General features: G+C 32.8%; 23 protein-coding genes and 1 tRNA gene. 2 read left to right on the forward strand and 22 right to left on the reverse strand.

The window, feature by feature from the left end; all coding sequences use genetic code 11:
- Positions 1–55 precede the first annotated feature (55 nt).
- The 17 genes from ileS to bshC form a co-directional block, all read right to left on the reverse strand.
- Entirely contained in the window at positions 56–2,806 is a 2,751-nt protein-coding gene (gene ileS, locus AC2D8K_RS04335) for an isoleucine--tRNA ligase (protein WP_002450618.1), read from the reverse strand.
- A 227-nt stretch (positions 2,807–3,033) separates the two neighbouring features.
- Positions 3,034–3,687: a DivIVA domain-containing protein gene (locus AC2D8K_RS04340; RefSeq protein ID WP_002450619.1), complete on the reverse strand. Its 654-nt coding sequence runs from the start codon at positions 3,685–3,687 to the stop codon at positions 3,034–3,036.
- 23 nt (positions 3,688–3,710) lie between these two features.
- Entirely contained in the window at positions 3,711–4,442 is a 732-nt protein-coding gene (locus AC2D8K_RS04345; RefSeq protein ID WP_002450620.1) for a YlmH family RNA-binding protein, read from the reverse strand.
- Between the two features lie 178 nt (positions 4,443–4,620).
- Entirely contained in the window at positions 4,621–4,914 is a 294-nt protein-coding gene (locus AC2D8K_RS04350) for a YggT family protein (RefSeq protein WP_002450621.1), read from the reverse strand.
- Between the two features lie 11 nt (positions 4,915–4,925).
- On the reverse strand, positions 4,926–5,519 hold the full coding sequence (locus tag AC2D8K_RS04355; protein ID WP_100066968.1) for a cell division protein SepF: 594 nt from the start codon (positions 5,517–5,519) through the stop codon (positions 4,926–4,928).
- Between the two features lie 2 nt (positions 5,520–5,521).
- Complete coding sequence (locus AC2D8K_RS04360) at positions 5,522–6,184, reverse strand: YggS family pyridoxal phosphate-dependent enzyme (RefSeq protein WP_172852434.1); 663 nt, start codon at positions 6,182–6,184, stop codon at positions 5,522–5,524.
- Between the two features lie 8 nt (positions 6,185–6,192).
- Positions 6,193–6,996, reverse strand: a complete 804-nt coding sequence (pgeF, locus tag AC2D8K_RS04365; protein WP_002450624.1) for a peptidoglycan editing factor PgeF — start codon at positions 6,994–6,996, stop codon at positions 6,193–6,195.
- Between the two features lie 247 nt (positions 6,997–7,243).
- Complete coding sequence (gene ftsZ, locus AC2D8K_RS04370) at positions 7,244–8,419, reverse strand: cell division protein FtsZ (RefSeq protein ID WP_002450625.1); 1,176 nt, start codon at positions 8,417–8,419, stop codon at positions 7,244–7,246.
- 32 nt (positions 8,420–8,451) lie between these two features.
- Positions 8,452–9,849, reverse strand: coding sequence for a cell division protein FtsA (ftsA, locus tag AC2D8K_RS04375; RefSeq protein WP_002450626.1), 1,398 nt, complete (start codon positions 9,847–9,849; stop codon positions 8,452–8,454).
- A gap of 103 nt (positions 9,850–9,952) precedes the next feature.
- Positions 9,953–11,362 (reverse strand): cell division protein FtsQ/DivIB, encoded by a 1,410-nt coding sequence (locus AC2D8K_RS04380; RefSeq protein ID WP_484698093.1) that lies wholly within the window; start codon positions 11,360–11,362, stop codon positions 9,953–9,955.
- A gap of 16 nt (positions 11,363–11,378) precedes the next feature.
- Positions 11,379–12,728 (reverse strand): UDP-N-acetylmuramoyl-L-alanine--D-glutamate ligase, encoded by a 1,350-nt coding sequence (gene murD / locus AC2D8K_RS04385; protein ID WP_002450628.1) that lies wholly within the window; start codon positions 12,726–12,728, stop codon positions 11,379–11,381.
- A gap of 1 nt (position 12,729) precedes the next feature.
- Positions 12,730–13,695, reverse strand: a complete 966-nt coding sequence (gene mraY, locus AC2D8K_RS04390; protein ID WP_002450629.1) for a phospho-N-acetylmuramoyl-pentapeptide-transferase — start codon at positions 13,693–13,695, stop codon at positions 12,730–12,732.
- Between the two features lie 184 nt (positions 13,696–13,879).
- Entirely contained in the window at positions 13,880–16,120 is a 2,241-nt protein-coding gene (locus tag AC2D8K_RS04395) for a penicillin-binding protein (protein WP_002450630.1), read from the reverse strand.
- The gene (ftsL, locus tag AC2D8K_RS04400; RefSeq protein WP_002450631.1) at positions 16,101–16,502 is read right to left on the reverse strand and encodes a cell division protein FtsL; all 402 of its coding nucleotides are present in this window, start codon (positions 16,500–16,502) and stop codon (positions 16,101–16,103) included. The genes AC2D8K_RS04395 and ftsL overlap by 20 nt, the downstream gene beginning before the upstream one ends.
- 13 nt (positions 16,503–16,515) lie before the next feature.
- Complete coding sequence (gene rsmH / locus AC2D8K_RS04405; protein WP_002450632.1) at positions 16,516–17,451, reverse strand: 16S rRNA (cytosine(1402)-N(4))-methyltransferase RsmH; 936 nt, start codon at positions 17,449–17,451, stop codon at positions 16,516–16,518.
- Positions 17,452–17,466: 15 nt separating this feature from the next.
- Positions 17,467–17,898, reverse strand: a complete 432-nt coding sequence (gene mraZ, locus AC2D8K_RS04410; RefSeq protein WP_002450633.1) for a division/cell wall cluster transcriptional repressor MraZ — start codon at positions 17,896–17,898, stop codon at positions 17,467–17,469.
- Positions 17,899–18,041: 143 nt separating this feature from the next.
- On the reverse strand, positions 18,042–19,655 hold the full coding sequence (bshC, locus tag AC2D8K_RS04415; protein ID WP_002450634.1) for a bacillithiol biosynthesis cysteine-adding enzyme BshC: 1,614 nt from the start codon (positions 19,653–19,655) through the stop codon (positions 18,042–18,044).
- Positions 19,656–19,871: 216 nt separating this feature from the next.
- Here bshC and AC2D8K_RS04420 point away from each other — a divergent pair, with 216 nt between their 5' ends.
- Positions 19,872–20,312, forward strand: a complete 441-nt coding sequence (locus AC2D8K_RS04420; protein WP_049425610.1) for an N-acetyltransferase — start codon at positions 19,872–19,874, stop codon at positions 20,310–20,312.
- A 109-nt stretch (positions 20,313–20,421) separates the two neighbouring features.
- On the opposite strand, the gene AC2D8K_RS04425 is transcribed toward AC2D8K_RS04420, so the two are convergent.
- From AC2D8K_RS04425 to AC2D8K_RS04445, 5 genes are all read right to left on the reverse strand, one after another.
- Positions 20,422–21,108, reverse strand: a complete 687-nt coding sequence (locus AC2D8K_RS04425) for a YjjG family noncanonical pyrimidine nucleotidase (protein WP_207024735.1) — start codon at positions 21,106–21,108, stop codon at positions 20,422–20,424.
- A 116-nt stretch (positions 21,109–21,224) separates the two neighbouring features.
- A complete protein-coding gene (locus tag AC2D8K_RS04430) occupies positions 21,225–21,359 on the reverse strand; it encodes a beta-class phenol-soluble modulin (protein ID WP_002450637.1) in 135 nt (44 codons plus the stop codon).
- 51 nt (positions 21,360–21,410) lie between these two features.
- A complete protein-coding gene (locus AC2D8K_RS04435) occupies positions 21,411–21,545 on the reverse strand; it encodes a beta-class phenol-soluble modulin (RefSeq protein ID WP_002450638.1) in 135 nt (44 codons plus the stop codon).
- Between the two features lie 53 nt (positions 21,546–21,598).
- On the reverse strand, positions 21,599–21,733 hold the full coding sequence (locus AC2D8K_RS04440; protein ID WP_002450638.1) for a beta-class phenol-soluble modulin: 135 nt from the start codon (positions 21,731–21,733) through the stop codon (positions 21,599–21,601).
- Positions 21,734–21,768: 35 nt separating this feature from the next.
- Positions 21,769–21,903, reverse strand: a complete 135-nt coding sequence (locus tag AC2D8K_RS04445) for a beta-class phenol-soluble modulin (protein WP_002450639.1) — start codon at positions 21,901–21,903, stop codon at positions 21,769–21,771.
- Between the two features lie 363 nt (positions 21,904–22,266).
- On the opposite strand from AC2D8K_RS04445, the gene AC2D8K_RS04450 reads away from it, so the two are divergent.
- Positions 22,267–22,340, forward strand: a tRNA-Arg gene (locus tag AC2D8K_RS04450).
- Positions 22,341–22,373 lie beyond the last annotated feature (33 nt).

The following is a 22,373-nucleotide window of genomic DNA, read 5'->3' on the forward strand; positions in this document are numbered from 1 at the left end:
AAACTGTTAGCAAAATCATTCGACTTTGCTAACAGTTTGAATATTACATTAACGATTAAATTAGTGTTTTAACGACTTCTTGGCAACGTGGACATAAATGATCTAGTTCACCAACAGAACCTAATTGATCACTATAGTTCCAACATCTTTCACATTTTTCACCTTCTGCATGTTCAATACGGATGTCACCATGTTGATATGATACGCCGTTATCAACTTGATCAACAACCTCCGCTTGTGACGTAATGAATAATTGTTGTAAATCATCAAATTGTTGTAAGAACTCTGTAGCATTAAAGTCTTGATTACTACCAATCACAACTTTAGCTTCTAATGATTTACCAATTACTTTTTCATTACGTGCTGCTTCTAAAGCACGGTTCACATCATCACGTAAATTCATAAATGTATTCCATTTATCTAATAATTGTTGATCTACCTCTTCAACTTTAGGCATATCAGCTAAGTGAACACTTTCCTCTTTAACGTGAGGTGTATGTGACCAAACTTCCTCTGCTGTATGCACTAAAATTGGTGCAAGCAACTTAGTCATATCAACTAAGATTTGATAAAGTACTGTTTGCATACTACGACGTTTATGTGAAGAACGTTCTTCGATATATAGAATATCTTTACCATAATCTAAGTAGAAGTTACTTAATTCAACATTAATAAAGTTTTGAACTTCTTGATAGATATTAAGATAATCAAAGTTTTCATAATTGTTAATTGTACTTGCAGTAAATTCACGTAAACGATGTAATAAATAACGATCTACTTCTAATAACTCCGCTTCAGCAATGCTATCAGTTTCAGGATTGAAATCACTCACATTACCTAACATAAATCTTAATGTATTTCTGATTTTACGATATACATCAGATGTTTGTTTTAAGATTTCATCTGAAATACGTACATCTGCTAAATAGTCTGTACTACTTACCCAAAGACGTGCAATATCAGCACCTTTTTGTTTAACGACTTGATCAGGAACGATGACATTACCTAATGATTTACTCATTTTCTTACCTTCTCCGTCCATAACGAAACCATGAGATAATAAGAATTTATATGGTGCTTGTCCTCTTGTAGCAACAGAAGTTGTAATAGATGAGTTAAACCAACCACGGTATTGGTCACTACCTTCAAAGTATAAGTCAGCTGGGAAACTTAATTCTGGACGTGTTTCAAGCACACCTCTATGAGATGAACCAGAATCAAACCATACATCCATGATGTCATTTTCTTTCGTAAATTCACCATTTGGACTACCTGGATGTGTGAAGCCTTCAGGTAATAAATCTTTGGCTTCTTTTTCAAACCAAATATTAGAACCATGTTGTTCAAATAAATCTGCAACGTGATTTACAGTTTCTTTGGTCATGATGATGTCACCATTTTCTGCATAAAAGACAGGTAGTGGTACACCCCAAACACGTTGACGTGAAATTACCCATTCACCACGGTCACGAATCATATTATAAATACGTGTTTTACCCCAATCTACTTTAAATTGAGTATCTTCAATTGCATCTAAAATGTCTTGTCTCACTTTATTAATAGATGCAAACCATTGTGGTGTTGCACGGAAGATAACTGGTTTTTTCGTTCTCCAATCGTGAGGATAACTATGCGTAATAAAGTTTAATTTTAACAATGCATCTTTCTCAGTTAATAAGTCTGTTACTGCTTTATTAGCTTTATCATAGAACATACCTTCAAAAGGTCCACCTTCTTCAGTGAAGACACCTTTATCATTTAATGGACTAATCACTGGTAAATCATATTTTTGTCCAACAATGTAGTCGTCTTCCCCGTGTCCAGGTGCTGTATGAACACAACCTGTACCAGCATCAGTTGTAACATGTTCACCGTTAATAACTAATGAAGTACGATCTAAGAATGGATGTTGTGCTTCAACATATTCTAATTCTTTACCTGTAAATTCTTTTTCAAGTTGAATCGTATCTTGATCCCATTCTAAAGCTTCTGCTACTGTTTCAGCTAATGCTTGAGCAATAATATATTTTTTGCCATTTACATTGTATTGTCCGTATTTTAATTCCGGATGAACAGTAATCGCAACATTAGAAGGAATTGTCCAAGGTGTAGTTGTCCAGATAATGAATTGAGCATCTTTATCTACTACACCTTTATCATCTTTAACATCAAATGCAACGTAAATTGATGCTGAACGTTTATCATGATATTCGATTTCCGCTTCTGCTAGAGATGATTCACTAGATGGTGACCAATAGACTGGCTTTTTACCTTTATAAATAAGTCCTTTTTCTGCCATTTCACCGAATAATCGAATTTGAGCAGCTTCATATTCAGGTTTCAATGTGATATATGGATCGTTAAAGTCACCACGTACACCTAGACGTTTGAAATCTTTCTTTTGAATTTCAATTTGCTCTAGAGCGAATTCTTTACATTTTTCTCTAAATTCGGCTGTAGACATTTTTTTACGATCTACACCTTTTTTAGTCAATGCTTGTTCAATTGGAAGACCATGTGTATCCCAACCTGGTACATATGGTGCATAAAAACCTTGCATTGTTTTATAACGTACAATAAAGTCTTTAATAATTTTGTTTAATGCATGACCCATATGTAAACTACCATTCGCGTATGGTGGTCCATCGTGTAAAATATATGAGGCATTACCTTTGTTTTTCTCTAAAGCTTTTTGATATTGATTGTCTGCATCCCATTGCTCTTGGATTTTTGGTTCTTTATTTGGTAAACCGCCTCGCATTGGAAATTCTGTTTTGGGCATTAATAACGTATCTTTATAATTCATATACTTTCATTCCTCCTAATTATAAAAAAGAACTCTAAGTTCAATTAACAGGGACGGTTATACCGCGGTACCACCCTGATTAACTCAACTTAGAGTTCTCTCTTGGTTCTTTATTCATCATTATCAGTCAGTGATATAAGAAACAGTCTTATATTAGGCTCACACCATTTCCTAATTCGCTGTAATAAGTGTAGTGTTTCTTACGTGTCTGACTTCAAATTTAATTATTATTTTAAACTCGTTGATTCGGATTGACTTGTACTTGTTGAATCGCTTTGAGACGTTGATGTGGTCTCTGAAGTTTGTGTTGATTGTGATTGACTTTGCGCATTATTTTTCATAGCTTTTTCTTCTTCTGTTAAATCGTTATCATTCAAATGATGAATATCTTCTAAAGTGACCTGTTCAGCATCTAAATCATAATTTAATAAGTAATCCCAATCTTCATTCTTCAATAAGTCTAATTGCGCTTCAACTAGCATACGGAAACGTGATCTAAATACTTTAGATTGTCGTTTCATATCTTCAGTTTGGAAAGCTAAGCGACGTGCTTTCTCGATTGCATCGTTAACAATTTGGTCTGCTTGCGCTTGTGCTTTAGCAATTGTTGCCTCTGCATCCTTATTCGCTGCTAATTTTGTTTCTTCACCAGCTTTTTGAGCTTGTACTAAAGCATCGCTAACTGATTGGTGAACATCTTGATAAGACTTAATATTAGTATCTCTTTCTTCGATGACTTTTTCAAGTTGTTTTTTATCTTCTTTTAAACGTTCTATTTCAGTACTTAACTGGTCTAAATAGTTTGCAACTTCAGTAGGTTCTAAACCATTTTTCACACGAGTAAACTCTTTGCTTTTAATTTCACTTGGTGTAAAAGGCATTGTGTATCCTCCTTAATTTTACACTATTTAAATAATGTATGATAGGTTATGTGTATTTTATCTTTTTTCGTTCTTCCACCAATATCGGTTACTTGAGCTCTTCCGAATCCTTGTATGGAAAGTAAGTCATTCATTTCTAATTGAAAATCTGGTGAATCAATAATGGTATGATTCACTTTGACTCTCTTCTTCTCTATAAGTTGTTTCGCAATAGATCTTGATTTATGAATCATGTCTTTTAATACAACATCAAGTCTAAGTGCACTCACTGTTGAACTGTGAATCTTCCAATTCTCTTCTGATTGTATCATATCTTTCAACGGAATAGAATTAAGTTTAATTGTAGCACCTTTGATTCTAGTGAATTCTAACATAATAAATGATTCTAATGCTTTTGTCAAAACAAATTGAATACGTTCTCCAACAATGATATCGCCAAGTTGACTTCTATCGATTCCTAAAGACATCAACGTACCTAAAACGTGTTGATGTTGAATAGTTACAAACTTTTCAGGATAATCTATTTCAATTAATGTGAGTTCAAAGTCACTTTCATCTGGTTCATAATATGATGGTGCAATCACGGCACGTTGTCGTTCTGCTCTCGGTCCACCATTAAAATGTACTTTCAAATCTTCGTAACTGCCGACTATCACTTCTAAAATATATTGCCCTCTTGGGTCTAGGAATGTGGTTAGTACAGGCGAATAGTGACGTTCAGCTTGTTCACATTTATCAATTAAAATATCAATCATACTTTGTTCTTCTTTTCTAAAATGTTGATAAATATCGATTGCTCATCCCTCACTTAACTTTAATGTGATTTATTTAAAATATCATTTTTATATCTAAACAATAATAAAACGAGGCAACATGGAATGCTTCCAATCACCTCGTTTATGATCATCATATCTATATTGCTGTTTATTCTAACTATCTCGCTAAATAAGCTAAAATCATGTTAAAAATAGTTACTAGTCCTCTTTGGAATAAAACTAATACTATAATTGCAGCAATTGATGAAATATCAATCATTCCAATCGGAGGAATGATTTTTCTAAATGGTTCTAAAAATGGTTCATAAATTTTTCCCAGTATTTCACCAAATTTAGATTCACGTATACTTGGTACCCAAGATGTAAAGAAATATACAATCATACCAAAATAATAAATTTGGACAATCCAAATGATAAATTGGAAAATTGTATTAAGTAATCCAATGTCCATACGTTAGCTCCTTATTCGTAATGTTGCTCCATGTTTTCAATATGATCTGTAATACTACCAGCAACTTCGACGTTATCAGGCGTACATAAGAAAATATCTGTACCAACACGTTGGATATCGCCACCAATGGCATAAACAGTACCACTTAAGAAATCAATGATACGTTTTGCAGATACTTTGTCGATTCGTTGTAAGTTAACTAATGTCGCACGACGATTTTTTAATTCATCTGCGATATCTTGTGTATCTGAGAAAACACGTGGTTCAAATAAACACATTTTTGAACTTTCTTGTGTAGCATAATTTGATTGAACGTTATTATTCATTGTTACAACATTTCTTGTATTCGATTTAGAATTATTACTCATACGATAATTCCTTTCTTCGGAAGTTGTATTATATCTTGATGTACTTTTTTGAGGTACAGATTTAATCGCACTTGTTTTAGATGCTGCTGGTTGTTGCACAGGTTCTTTTGGCGATTCTACTTCACGTTCTGGTTTACGATCACGCTCAGGTTCACGTTCCTCAGGTACTTCCACTTCTTCTTCATCTTCAACAACAAAAAATCCATTAAATAAATCTTTTAAAGCCAAGGGGCTCACTCCTATTCTCCTACAAGTTTAGTCCCAATTCTCACAAATGTTGCACCTTCTTCAATTGCAATTGGATAGTCATTACTCATACCCATCGACAATTCTTCACATGGTGCATATTCTAAATTGAGTTGTTTAATTTCATCTCTTTTTGTTCGTAATTTTCTAAATAATGACTGTATGTACCCCTCGTCATCTGTATATGGTGCCATCGTCATTAAACCGACTATTTTTATATTTTCGAATTGTTTAATTTCATCAATAAAAGCATTTACTTCATCTAAACTAATCCCATGTTTGGATGATTCACCTGAAACATTCACTTGTAAGAAACAAGATATTGTATGCTCGGCACGCTTATTAATTTCTTTAGCTAAACTCATTCTATCTAAAGCATGAAAATAATCAACATCATTGATGACATCTTTAACCTTTCTAGATTGTAAAGAGCCAATAAAATGAAGTACAGCATCTTTTGGTAATGCTTCTTTTTTCTCTTTAAACCCTTCAAGTCTATTTTCTCCAAAATGTCGAATTCCAGCTTGATATGCTTCTTTAGCTCGCTCTATTGTAACATACTTTGTTACTGCAATCACGTTAGGCTGTGTTGAAATGTTACTTTTTTCTCTATGCTCATTGATTTCTGAATTGATTTGTGCGAGATTCTCTTTCACTTCACGCATTATGAATCACCTTGCTTTCTTCCTATAAATGCTAACATTCGTCCAGTTTGTCCTTTTTCAACTCTATAAGAAAAGAAATAATCTAAGTTTTCAGATGTAGCATAGTCTGTAATATAAATATTACTTTCCGGTACACCTACACTTTGTAATAATAATGAGTTGGCCTTTTTTAAATCTATACCGTGTCTATCACTATCACGTGTATCAATAAATTGAGTTGTATCAATATCTAGACTTTCAAATTTCATTTTAATATCATCATTAATCTCATATGAATTAGATGTAGCTGGACCGATAACTACATTTAAGTCAGTTAAATCAAAATCAATATGTCGAACCATTTCTTTAACGATTTCTCCGTATGTACCACGCCAACCTGCATGAGCGAGTCCAATATAATGATGCTTCTCGCTATAGAAATAAACAGGCACACAATCTGCGTAACACATCGTTAATAATATATTGGGCTCATATGTATACAATCCATCTATACCATGTAAATCATTCGTAATAGCATCAATATTTACACCTTTATCATTCGATGTTATCTTAGCAATTTTATTCTCATGTGTTTGTATCGGAAAAACCCATTCATTACGGGGGAAGCCAATCATATTAGCTAATATGGTTTGATGATGTGTAATGTTTTCTTGTCGATCATCAACATATCTAGCCATATTAAAGGCTTTTTCAGGATACATACTTAAGCCACCCTCACGTGTCGTAAAACCAAGAGTAGTATGTGTCATTTTATCGTCTTTATATGCTAAAAAATGATTTTGTTTTATAAATTTTTCAGTCAACTATTTCACAACCTTAAGTATGAATTTTCATTAATAACGATTAAAGTGTCTAAATATGTTTTATAGAACTATTATATAGCATTCTTATTCGTATTTAAATTAAAACTATTATTTCTATTCTTAAAACTAATTATTTTAAAAACAATTAAATTATGCTTCAACGACTATTTAAAAATCACTATTCAAATAAATTAAAAAGTCATCAGAAATAATTCTGATGACTTTAAATATTATGGTTAAGATACGATTAACGTCTTGTTCTTCTTGAACGTCTTTCTTCTCTATTTCTGATAAAGCTTGGAATATCATCGTCTTTAGTCGTATGACTTCTTTCAGTCGCACTATCAGATGATGAACTTGTTGCAGAACTGCTCATTGATTCTTCTTTACCAACTGAAGAAGTTGATGAAGTGCTATTTACACTTGAACCAAATCCAGTACTAGACGCTTTACGACCTTGAGATGATGGTTTATCTTCAAATCCAGTAGCAATAACTGTTACTACAATTTCATCTTGTAATTCTGGATTGATTACTGTACCGAAGATCATATTTACATCTTCATCTGCAGCATCTTGTACGATATCCGCAGCTTCTTGTGCTTCGAATAATGATAGTGATTCGCCACCAGTAATATTCATAAGCACACCTTGAGCACCAACAATTGATGTTTCAAGTAATGGGGAAGAAATTGCTTTTTTAGCTGCTTCAACTGCTCTATTTTCACCAGATGAAACACCAATACCCATTAATGCTGAACCTTGGTTAGACATGATTGTCTTAACGTCAGCAAAGTCTAAGTTAACTTCACCAGATACAGCGATTAAATCAGAGATACCTTGTACACCTTGACGTAATACGTTGTCAGCTTCTTTAAATGCTTCCATCATAGGTGTTGATTTGTCTACGATATCTAATAAACGGTCGTTAGGAATAACGATTAATGTATCTACAGCAGCTTTCATTGATTCAACGCCGGCAGCAGCTTGTGTTTGACGTTTACGTCCTTCGAAACCAAATGGACGAGTAACAACACCAACTGTTAATGCTCCCATTTCTTTAGCAATCTTAGCTACTACAGGAGCAGCACCAGTACCAGTACCGCCACCCATACCTGCAGTTACGAATACCATATCTGCACCTTGTATAGCATCTTCAATTTGTTCGCGTGATTCTTCAGCAGCTTTTTTACCAATTTCTGGGTTAGCACCAGCACCTAATCCACGAGTTAATTTTTCACCAATTTGGATTTTTGATTCAGCTTTAGATAAGTTTAAAGCTTGTCCATCCGTATTAATAGCGATAAATTCTACATTATTCATTCCGTGGTCAATCATACGGTTTACAGCATTGTTACCGCCGCCGCCTACACCGATGACTTTTAAAGTCGCTAAATGATTAAATCCTTGTTCAAATTCTAACATTTAAATTTCCTCCTAGTTTTAATGGCCAATAATCATTCAAATAAAGATTTCATGAGTTTTTTAAATTTACCTTCTTCTTTGTCTTTACCTTGAGCATTATGATGATCTTCTTCTAGATGAGCTTCGCGGTCGTCATATTCTTCATGAGGTGCTTCAGGCTCATCCTCATAAACATCTTTTTTGTTCGATTTGCGTTTGAACCAATCGAAACCGCTTGATTTAGAGTCAGTATCTCTTTCATCAGATTCGATAACTTCCTCTTCAAATTCCTCATTATCATGATAATTAATTGTAACATAATCTAATAACTCATCAAAAGTGATACTACTAGAAATAGTAGAAATCGCAGATGAAAATTCTGGTTTTCTAATTCCCATTTGTGAAGGTGTGTGAATTCTCACTTTTTCACTAACCATATCTTGTAATAATTCTCTTACGCCTAATAGATTAGCTGAACCACCTGTTACAACAAAACCACCGTTAACTTTAGTTAAACCTAACTCTTGTAATACATCAAATACTTCAAAGAATATATCTTCAACTCTTGCTTCAATAAAGTCGCTTAAATCTTTTTGAGTATACTGAACATGTTCTTCACTATCAATTTGATCTACTGTGAATACATCTTGGCTTGAAGCTGAATCATAAAATGCATGTCCATATTGATGTTTTATCTTTTCAGCCGTGTCATATGACGTATTTAAACCTTGTGCCACATCATCAGTAATATCACGACCAGCCATTTCTATTGAATCAGCATCTACTAATTCGCCACGTTCATAGAAGGCAATTTGTGTTAAATCTTCACCGATATCAATCACACATGCGCCAAGTTCTTTCTCAGTTGCTGATAAGATTGATCCGTAGTTATATGCATCAGAATATACATCTAATACATCTACACCACATGATTCAACACATTTAATCATATTAATTAAAATTGATTTTTGAATAGCAATAACGCCAGCATCCACTTTAAGTGAGTGTCTTGCGATTAATTCTTTTGGATCTGATACTTCATTTTCCTTATCTACAACAAATCGAATTGGGAAAACGTTAATCACTTCTGTTTCAGGAACATCATTTTTATCTCTAATACCCTCAAGTACAGATTCAATGTGAGTTCCGTTAATTTCAGTATCTTCATAAAATTCTATTTCATTTGATTCATCATACACTTCAGTTCCTATGATAGGTAATTTTAAGAATACTTCTTTGATGTCTACACCTGAAGCGATAGAAGCCTTTTTAATTGTATCCTTGACAGCTTGTCTAGCAATATCAAAGTCATCAATTAAACCATTTTTTATACCGCTTGTATAGGTTTGTCCTGTACCTATCACATTTATTCCATTGTGAAATTTTTCGCCTACTATTGTTTTAACACTTGATGAACCAATATCTATGCTTACATAGTAATGTTCCTCCATAGATAGGCACCTCCTGACAAGTTACTATTAAAATACACTATGTTTAGTTTACAATACGTTGATAAGCTTGTGAACTATAAACACATACTAATATCAAAATTTTTTAATTATTTTCTTTTGAATCTTTATTAATTTTATTTAACACACTCTGAAGTTCTTCTTTAGCATCTGTTTCTTTCTGTGATGTTTGCGATACACTTTGTTCAGATTCTGATTGTGCACCTGTACTATTTTTATATGGAATAAATGATGCACCTACTGAGAGATCAATGTATCCATCTGTTTTTAAGTCACCAGAATCACTTCTAGATAATGATTCTGACATTTGAGGATAATACTTCATTTTATCCGCAATAGTCGTAATGTCACCAATCACTTGAATGTTATCTTTAGTGAAAATTTTAATTCTGTTTTGTTTATTCTTATCTGGCGCATAGCTTATTTCTGCAATTAAATTTCTTGCCTTAGGTGACATTTCAGATAGTGCTTGTATCATTTTTTCTTTTTTGCCTTCTTTAAATCCATCGATAATTGGTACATCATGTGAAATATCGCCTTTATAATCTTTTAATTCTTTGCCATCTTCTAACACAGGTACATAGTTATCTTTAGATTTTTCCAAGCCAACAACCTGATATTCAGTTATGTTTACATTTAATGTATTAGGTATTACTTTTGTTATTTTAACATCTTTAATTAATTCTTTTTCCTTCAAATTGTTCCGAGCTTTACTTTTACTAAATGTATACATACGTGAGCTTGGCTTTACATCTAATGCCTTATTTATCTGACTTTTACTCACATTATGATTACCTTCAATTTTCACATTAGAAATTTTACTTAATGGTGTAAACATATAAAGTAAAAATATCACGATTAATAACACCAATACTGTTATGACTGTATATTGAATTCTTTTTTGTCGTTGTCGACGTTGTGCTCTTTTTTCTTCTAATGTAGGTGAATTAAATTGTGTCACCTTACTATCGTAATCCTGTTGTTTGCGATCGGTTTTAGCTTCCTTATCAGATGACTTTGGCTTTCCTGTTAACTTTTGAAACCAATTCTCTTTAGATTTTTTATCTTTATTTTTATGTTTTTTAGTATCTGTTTTGGTCTTAGTTGCAGTACTGTTTATATCATTTGACGATTCATTCTTCTCTATGTCACGTTCAGTTTCATGATAATCATCTGAATATGACTGTTCCAATTCTTGAGTGGTGTGCATAGATTCCGCATCAGGTTGATTTTGGCCATAATGTTCATACTGATGAGTATTATGATCTTCATATTGCCTAGAATCCATTTCATTGTTGTTCCTATTTTTTCTCTCTTTGTCATTGTCATCAAAACTCGATGAAAATGATTGCTCATCGTCAACTTTATCTTTAAACTTCTTCCTTTTTCTAGTTCTAAAGTCGTTACTTCTACGGAACATACTTAAATCATCATTTTGATTATTTTCGTGATTCGTTTGCTTGTTATGGTTGTTTTTATTTGTTTTACCGTCCATATGATTTCACGCCCTTTTAGTATGATGGCAAGTGTGCACGGAAACTTTCTATGAATTTCTCACCACGTTCTTCGAATGTGTTGTATTGATCCCAACTTGCACATGCAGGAGATAATAATACAACATCGTTAGGCTCAATGACATCTTGGATTTTATCTACAGCATCTTGTACATCTGTAGCCTTAATGACATATTTACCTTGGCTATTACCTAACTTGGCAAATTTTTCTTGTGTCTCACCAAATACAACCATCACTCTGACATTTTTCATATATGGGATTAATTCATCAAATTCATTACCTCTATCTAATCCACCACATAACCAAATAATAGGTTGATTAAATGAATTAAGTGCGAATTGAGTAGCTAACGTATTTGTAGCTTTAGAGTCATTGTAGTATTTATTTGTTCTATTAGTACCAATATACTGTAGTCTATGTTCAATACCTGAGAAGGTAGTTAAACTATCTGCAATCGCTTTGATCGGTACACCAGCTAGGATTGCAGCTAACACTGCAGCTAAAATATTTTCTAAATTGTGTTCGCCTGGTAATACTAAATCTTCTACACTAATAATACGTACGCCTTTATATTCTATAAAGCCATCTTTAATATAAATGCCATCAACTTCTTGTTGTGTTGAGAAATACAATGTTTTAGCTTTTAAATTTTCTGATTCAATAAGATGACGCTGGTGATAATTACAAATTAAATAATCATCTTCTGTTTGATTTTTGTATATTTGCTTTTTAGCATTTTGATAATTTTCAAGTGACTCATGATAATCTAGATGTGCAGAATAAATGTTAGTGATAATTGCGATATGAGGCTTATATTGTTCTATACCGAGTAATTGGAATGAAGATAATTCAGTAATTAAATACTCTTTAGAACTTACTTCTTGTGCTACTTTCGAAGCAACATAACCAATATTGCCTGACAATCTACCAGTAAGTCTACTGTTTTTAAACATGTCTCCTATAAGTGAAGTTACTGTTGTTTTACCATTAGTTCCTGTAACTGCAATAATAGGTGCTTCTGAAATAAGATAACTCAATTCCACTTCAGTTAGTACTTTTAATCCTCTTTTCACTGCTTCATCAATGATAGATACAGTATATGGAATACCTGGGTTTTTAATAATAATGGGATTATTATCTAGTAATGACGTTGGATGTGAACCACTTACAACTTTTATACCCATCGCTTCTAGATCTTTAGCATGTGCATCTTGAGATAAGTCTTTACCATCATTAACTGTTACCTTCGCACCCAATTTACTCAATAATTTTGCTGCTTCATAACCACTTTTTGCTAAGCCTACGACTAATACTTCTTTATTTTCTAATCCTGTGTAATTTAGCATCTTAGTGCACTCCAATCCATAAGCCAATTAGACCTGTAATTAAACCGACTGACCAAAATACAGTTACAACTTTCCATTCATTCCAACCACATAATTCGAAATGGTGATGAATAGGACTCATTTTGAAAATACGTTTTTTAGTTAATTTATAAGATGCAACTTGTAGCATAACTGATAGTGTTTCTACTACAAATACGAAACCAATAAATACAAGTGATAATTCTTGATTTAACATGATTGAAATGGTAGCAAAAATACCACCAAGTGCTAAACTACCAGTATCTCCCATAAATACTTTAGCTGGATTTAAGTTATATGGTAAAAATCCTAATAAAGCAAATACCATGATAATACAGAAGATACCAATAGCAGGTGCATCTAATACAAAACTCATGATAGCGTACATCGCAAAGCCAATAATTGATAGACCGGTTGCCAAACCATCAAGTCCATCTGTTAAATTTACTGCGTTTGAAAATCCAACTTGCCAAAAGATGATAAAGATGACATAGGCAAATGAAAGTGGGATGCCAGCGTCAGTAAATGGAATATGTAATGTTGTTGAGAAGTTAACTAAATTAAACACGTTACTTAGCACGAAAAATATAACTGCAATAAGTATTTGAGCTAGGAATTTTTGTTTACTTGTTAAACCTTGATTGTTCTTTTTAACAACAATGATGTAATCATCGATAAAACCAATCAATCCAAATCCTAATGTCACAAATAATAATAAAATAATTGGATTCGAGTGATCCACAAAAATAATGGCAACTACTGAAGTAATAATAATACTAATTAAGAATGTTAAGCCACCCATAGTCGGTGTGCCCGTTTTCTTCATGTGGCTTTGTGGTCCTTCTTCTCGAATACTTTGTCCAAATTTCATTCTTTTTAACGTTGGAATAAGTATGGGTACAAGTACAAAAGTTATTAGAAGCGATAACATCGCATATACAAAAATCATAATGATCTCCTTTTCTTTTATCCGTCAATTTACATATTTTATTATATGTATCTTTAATCTATAACCTTTAATATTTTATCAGTTTTGGTTCAATTTTTATATGTTAAATCACAACATATTAAGAAAGAGAGCGGGATAAAATCAATCCCAATCTCTTCCTCACATGCTTAATATCTATGTTGTCTTAACTAGAGCTTGAATCTTTCTTCTTAGATTTATCTTTCTTATCACTAGACTTATCTAATGATTGTTTACTACTTTCATCTGTTGTACCGTCAGTCGACTCAGCAGAAAGCGTCACTTCTATGTTGTCAGATTTTTTAAGCTTTTGACCTTGCGTCACTGATTGTTTTGAAACAAATCCGCTTCCAGTTGTTTTAACTTTGATGTTTGTTAACTCTTGGAAAGCTAAGATATCTTCTTTAGTCCAACCTTTCATGTCTGGCATAGTCAAATCTCCATCTGTTACTAACAATACTTTACTATTTGGTAAAGTTTTTGTATCTGCATCTACTGATTGAGATTTAACTTTTTTACCACTGCCAATGACAACTGGTTTAAGAGACTTAGCATTCAAACTATCCTTGGCTTTGTCGATGGATTGCCCTTCTACATTCGGTACTTTACTAAATTCATTTTTAGAAGCATCGTCTTTAGATTTACCGACATTTAAGTATTTCAATGTGTTTTCCATAATAGGTTTAAATGCTTTACTTACACCCATTTCATAGGCTTCTTGGTCATTTTTCTGAGCTAAACTCATCCCTGCATAAACAATGACTTTAGGGTTTTTCTTAGGTGCATCCCCGATAAAGCTAACAAAGTATGGGTTCTCACCTTTAACGTAACCGCCACCTTCTGAATCTGCTACTTGGGCAGTACCTGTTTTACCTTCGATATCATAACCATCTACACGATAGTTTTTAGCGTGACTATCTTCACTATTCACTACCTTGTCTAGTTCGGTTTCAACTTTGCTAGCAGTGTCTTTAGTGATTGGTTTACCAGCATAAGTTTTTTCGCCTTTATAGAAGTTCTTTTTCGAAATCGGATTATCAATACTACTTACGAACCACGGTTTCAACATGTTTCCATTATTGAAAAAGGCTGATTGTGCTTGAATCATTTGCACTGGTGTCACTGTCGTTGATTGACCAAATGCAGATGTTTTTTGTTGTAATGCATTTTCCCAAGCGATGTGTCCGGTAGCTTCTCCATCAAACATACCATTGGTAGATTTACCAAAACCGAAACGTTCATACCAAGATTTCATTTTATCTGTACCTACTTCATCTTGTAGGTGCATCATTAATGTATTAGAAGAATATGTGAATCCTAGTGTTTCAGAGATTTTGCCCCATCCTGTTTTATTCCAGTCTGAGATACGTGAACCCATAATATCTCTATGTCCAGATTCATATTTTTCGTTTGGTTTAAACTTACCTTCTTGTATAGCTGCTGCTAATCCATAAGATTTGAATGTCGAACCTGGTTCGTATGTGTTTTGATACAAGTCATTAGCCCATTTTTTCCCAAAATCTTTACCAGTTTCTGGGTTAAATGTAGGTCTCTGACTAAATGCTAATATTTCACCTGTTTTCGCATCCATAACAACTGCAAAGACATCTTTAGGATTGTAATGTTCAACCATTCCGTCTAATGCTTCTTCTACAAAGACTTGAATATTTGAATCTATAGTTAAATGAACATCATCACCACGTTTAGGTTGTTTCTCCGATTTTGTATTCGGAGCAATATATCCCCAAATATCGTGTATATATTTAAGTGAACCTTTAGTACCATTTAGGTAACTATTGAATATTTTTTCAACACCCATAGCTCCATTTAATTCACCAGTATCTGGGTCCTTTTGTGCTATACCTATTAAATGAGACGCAAAGTTACCATTAGGATAGAATCTTTCTGTCTCAGGATATAAGGTGATACCTGGTAAATTTTTCTTTTCTAATTTTTCTTTATCTTGATATGTTAAATCAGTACCTTTTTGTCCAAATTCAACTTGGAAGGCCTTTTTTTGATTTAATCTTTTTTCAATTTCTTCGGGCTTCATATCAATTATTTTTGATAATTCTTTGGCTGTTTTCTTTTTATCTACTACATGTCGTGGTTTCTTACTGTTTTCACTTGCCTTTTTATCGACAACAGCAACAACTTTATACCTCTCAACATCTTCGGCTAAGACTTTACCGTTTCTATCATAGATTTTACCGCGTTCTGGTTGTTCTTGGTTATTGACTAAATACTTTTGGTTAGCTTTCATAATTAAATCTTGTCCATTCGAGTGTCCAGTAATCATTATGTATGAAAACCTTAAAACCAATATAAAAAAGAGCAGTCCGAATAAACCAACTAGCAGGACTGCCCCTATTTTATTTTTTTTAATTTTAATTTTTCGTTTCGCCATTATTACGCACTACCTTTACATTATCGTTCTCGAGGCTCATACCTTGCTTCTTAGCCTTGTCGTAAATGCGTTCGTATGAAGAATTTTTCTTAATTTCAGATTTTAAGGCGCTGTTTTCGCTAGATTGTTGTTCGATTTTATGATCTAAATCTGCAATTTTTCCTCGCGTATCATACGCATCCATTTTTAAAGATAGCATATATATACTAATCATAGCAATAACAGAGACTAGTGTTATGTATAAAATCTTCTCAAATTTCGTAAGTTGAACGACAACTTTACGTTTAACGGTTTGCTTTTGTGGAGAGGTTTGCGGTTGTCTTTTTGGAACACTGGTTTGTGTTGCATTATCATATGGTTGATAAACTTTTTCTACAGCCATGTTGAATTACTCCTTATTTTAATATTTCTGCAATACGTAGTTTCGCACTTCGCGCTCGGTTATTGTCGTCTAAATCTTCGTCTGTTGCTGTGATCGGTTTTCGGTTAACGCGTTTTAATTTTGGCGTATACGCTTCTGGAATCACTGGTAACCCTCTTGGTACATCGGGTCCCTTTTCATACTCTTGAAACATCTGCTTACATAATCTATCCTCTAATGAATGGAATGTAATGACAGATATACGTCCGTTAACTTTCACTAACTCAATTGCTTGTTCAATTGAATCTTCAAATGCAGACAATTCGTCATTAACTGCAATTCGAATTGCTTGGAACACTCTTTTAGCAGGGTGTCCACCCTTTCTTCTCGCTTTAGCAGGGATACCTTCTTTAATAACTTCTACTAATTCTAATGTTGTTTCTATAGGTTGTTTTTCCCTATTCGCTTCGATTCTTCTTGCGATTTGTTTTGAGAACTTTTCTTCACCATAACGATAGAAAATTTTTACCAATGCTTCATATGGCCATTCATTTACTACTTCATAAGCGGACAATGATTGTGTTTGATCCATACGCATGTCTAATTTCGCATCGTGATGATAACTAAAGCCTCTTTCTGGTACATCTAATTGAGGGCTTGAAACACCCAAGTCATAGTAAATACCATCAACTTTTTCAATGTTTAATTCATTTAATATTTGTGTCAATTCTCTAAAATTACTGTGTATAAAAGTGACTTTATGTAAGTGTTCTTTTAGAACATCTTTAGCATTTTCTATTGCAGTTAAGTCTTGATCAATTGCAATAAGTCTACCTTCATCACTTAATTGATTTAATAAATATAAGGCATGTCCTGCTCCACCTAACGTACAGTCAACATACACACCATCTTCCTTTATATTTAGATAATCAATGGTTTCGTTTAACATTACGCTTATATGATGAAACACTGTCATACCTCCAATTTAAAAATCAAAATCTATTAAATCTTCAGCAATATCTTCGAAACTATCTTCTGATTCTTCATAGAAATCATTCCAAGTTTCTCTATCCCAAATCTCTATACGATTTGAAACACCTATTACTGTACATTCCTTATTTAAGTTAGCGTACTTCCTTAAATTCTGAGGAATATTAATACGCCCTTGCTTATCCAACTCTACTTCAACAGCACCAGAGAAGAACATACGCATAAATTTACGTGCGTCTTTTTTTGTCATAGGTAAGGTTTTCATCTTCTCTTCAATCTGTTGCCATTCTTCTAAAGTATAGCCGAATAAACACTTATCAAGGCCTCGGGTGATAATAAAACGTTCATTTAAGTCATAACGAAACTTGGACGGTATAATCATACGTCCTTTTGTATCTAATTGATGATCGTATTCTCCCATGAACATTTTTTCTCACCTCACCTTATCTATAATTTACCACATCTCCCCACTATCCTCCACTAATTATGTAAAAATAGTTCAAAATATTTGATTTTATAAAAAAATGCCCGCCTTATCTTTTAGATAAAGCGGGCTTAATCCCTGTTATATCAGTCTTTTATAATTATATGATCAAAAGTGTAAGAAAGTGGTGGATAGGTGGAGGGGTTGAACACATCTTTCCCAAAATCATTCATAATTTGAAGTGGATTCCATATTCTTTCTTGTAATCCTCCCATTACATGGAGATGATTGTTAATTTCTCTAAAATGTCTCATGCTAATATCATTTTCACGTTCAATATTTAACAAGTAACGTTTTTTCAAGTAATCATATTGTCTTTGATGAATCTCATTATTTTTAGTTACTAGATTTTCGTTATCCGTGTTCCCTTTCACTTCATTAAATAAGGATTGATATAGTTGCTCCTGTTGTTGTTTCATATGTTCAATTTCATTTAAGAATGTCTCGGAGGCTTGTTCACGAATAAACTTCTGTTTATCTTCTTCAATTCCATTTGCAATAACATGCTCCAACTGAAGATGATATTGACTCAATAATTTCTGTGTTCGATGATATAAATACGTTATTCTCATTCTAGGTAATACAATGGGCATTTCTATATTTAAGAGCTGGAATACATCATGTAATTCTGCCCAATATTTAATTTCACTAGGACCACCAATAAACGCCACTGTATTGAATAACCACTCTTCCATTATTGGTCGCGTTACTACATTATTTGAAAACCTTTCAGGCTCCTGTTCTAAAATATCCAACAATTGTTGCTGACTATATGTGCGTGTCGATTTACTTAGATGAAATACACCATCTTGATATGTTAATAATTGGCGCATACCATCTTCATGCAAAAACAAATGAACATTTGTATCAGTTTGTATCATTTGTGAGAAACCATTGTCTAAAGTCTGTTGTTGATTATTTCTAAATGCTTCATCAATTTCTTGATGCTTCAAAAACATTTCTTTTAATAGTGGTTTTTCTAATTGTCTTAATGCGTGATTTTGTGCATCGATGAATAGCACACCATAGTCCTTAAAGATTTCATGTAAAAGTACTTTAAACATGTTTGTCCAATTATGATGATTTTCAATGATATTCATGCACATTTGATATATATCTTTACTATGTTCTGTCTCTTTTAACTGTTTAAAATAATCGTTTAATACTTCTATCATTTGCGATTGGTCTGGATCAAACCGTGAAACGTTACTTTCCGGTGGTGTCATTGTGTGGTATTTAACTTTGTGCAATTGTGCATCTTGTGAGTTAAATGCATAAGTGTGATTTACTTCATCAAAATCATGATCTTCTCCAGCAATCCAGAAAATAGGGACCACCGTTTGTTGATATTCTTTCGTTAATTGTTGACTCAATGTAATGAGTGAAAATATTTTATGAATCGTATATAAAGGACCACCAAATAAACCAGCTTGTTGTCCCCCAATAACAACTTTAGCTCCATTAGCTAATGATGTCATATGCGCTTCTTGTTGATCTGTCATTGTTAAATCTTTCATATATGATTGAATCACTTCAGCAAGCTTTTTTTCCCTGCCATTTGGAGATGCACCCATTTTTATTTTGTAACTATCTTTTGACATCGCATCATATTGGTAAAATGGCATGAGCTTGTCATCACTATTTATTATCTTGGAAATAAACTGATCATCATTGTTTAATTTTACTATTTTACAGTCCATTGTTTTTCTCCTTAAGTATCACTATTCCTAATATAGTATAAAGACTATACTCACTTCTGACAATTTTACGGCTTATAAAATATTTGAATAACTTAAATTCCATTCAATACCAATGTATGATATTTAACATTTCATTATTGATATAAAGTATAAATCGATGAAAAAAACATATAGTTTAAGGTATAATATAAGAAAGATATAAAGGGGGACAAAATGATGAGTGACGTAAAAAGATTAGAAATTAATTACAAAACAGATGAGTTATTTGAAGACTTCAGAGAATTTGGTAATAAAGATCTTTATATGGTTGAAGAATTTAATGGGCAAATGATTGATGCAAGTTCTGACTCGCCATTTTATGGCATATTTGTAGGTGATAAATTAGCTGCAAGAATGGCCTTATTAAATAAAGGTGAAGTAGAAGAATCATACTTCCCTGATTGTGATGATTATCTATTATTATGGAAATTAGAAGTATTAGAAAAATATCAAAACAGAGGTTATTCTAAACAATTAATCGATTTTGCGAAATCATTTAATCTTCCTATTAAAGCCATTGCAAGAAATAACTCAAAATCATATTTTGAAAACCAAGGCTTCACAGACGTTAAGGCAAAGAACCCAGAAGGCCATGATGTTTTAATTTGGCAGCCGTAAAGATACAAATAAATATATTGATCCTAAGCGAAAAGCACGAAGTTGATTTTAAATTGAGTAAATTCATCTTCGTGCTTTTATTATTACACTTATATCCTGTTATTTTAACCTATTCAACAATATGAATTAATTCCTTAAGTGATTTAATTTCATAATCAGGTTGAATTGATGTTTGATTTTCTTTACCTCTCAAGTTAAACCAACATGTTGCAATTCGTGCATTATAGCCACCTAAAATATCTGATGTTAATGAATCTCCTACTATTATTGCGCTTTCTCTCTGTTGTTCACCTATTTCTTTAAATATGTAATCAAAGAATTCTGGCATTGGCTTTTGAAAACCAGTTTGTTCTGAAATGTATATACCATTTAATGTTTCGTTAAATGTTGTTTGTGCTATACGACGTTGTTGAGTTTCTGTCACACCATTCGTAACGATATATATATTGTGATTTTCCCTTAAATAATCTATTGTTTCTAAAGTATCATCAAAGAAACTTGGTCTCGCTTTAGCTAATTCATCTCTAAATATATGATCAGCTTGTTTACCATCTACCTCTATTTGATAATCTTTAAAATAATTTACAAACCTTTGTGTTAATACTTCTTCTTTAGTTAACTTATTTTCTTGAAATGCCTCCCAGTGAGATTGGTTTACCTTTCTAAAGTGATAAAAATCATCTTTTGTTGGATTGTGATTAAAATGCTTAGCCATATTGTAAAATGCTTTCTCTTCTGCATCATAAAAATCAACTATCGTATCGTCAAAATCTAATAATATTGTTTTGTAAGTCATTGAAATCTCCCTTGTTCCATATAGTCTCTATTTACAATAACAAACTTTACATCACATTGCTTATTTAACGTAAAAAAGACCAGAGCGCTTGCCCTGGTCAATGATAGTTAAATGAATTAAAATCCAAATAATTTACTTAATACACCTACACCGTTTTCTACGATGCCTACGATACTTGTTCCTAATTTTGCACCGTCATGTCCTTGTGCTGCTTTCACTGTGTTTGCGATTGCTTCTGCTAATTTTGTCATAATATATAATCTCCTTTATTGTTTATGATTTTGTAGTTTTAGATTTTCGACTTAGAATCCGAATAATTTACCTAATACACTTACACCGTTTTCTACGATGCTTACAATGCTTGTTCCTAATTTTGCACCGTCATGTCCTTGTGCTGCTTGTACTGTGTTTGCGATTGCTTCTGCTAATTTTGTCATAATATATAATCTCCTTTATTGTTTATGATTTTTTTAGTTTTTTTAGTTTCGACTTAGAATCCGAATAATTTACCTAATACACTTACACCGTTTTCTACGATGCTTACAATGCTTGTTCCTAATTTTGCGCCGTCATGTCCTTGTGCTGCTTGTACTGTGTTTGCGATTGCTTCTGCTAATTTTGTCATAATTCAAAACTCCCTTTATTTAGATATTTTTATAATTAAAATCCGAATAATTTACTTAACACACCTACACCGTTTTCTACGATGCCTACGATGCTCGTTCCTAATTTCGCGCCGTCGTTATTAACGCCAGCTTCAACAGTATCTTTAATTGCTTTGATTAAACCTTCCACAATAAACACTCCTTAATATTTATAGTTCAAAAGTTACTTTCAAAAACTGTTGTTATTGATGTCGTGTTGTTTATCTATCGTTTTGTTATCTATACTATATAACTTGTACGCAATTATTTGGAGATTTATTCTTAATTAGACAATTAGAGTTCAAAACTGTTAAATCGCTTACAAAATCAAACAGTTAGGCACACTAAACTGAATTGTATTCAATTTAATTGGCCTTGAACCTTAACCCTAATGAAGTTTGAGTTGATTTTCTGTTTAATAACACTACTATAGTGAAAAATATAAACATTTTTTATGCCATAACTATTGCTAATTACTGATTATTTAGCTATAATAATTCTTGTGTTAAAAAATGTCCTGGTAGCTCAGCTGGATAGAGCAATGGCCTTCTAAGCCATCGGTCGGGGGTTCGAATCCCTCCCAGGACGCTAATAAGAGTTGTAATCTATTAAGATTACAAC

Source organism: Staphylococcus sp. 510 (genome assembly GCF_057219715.1).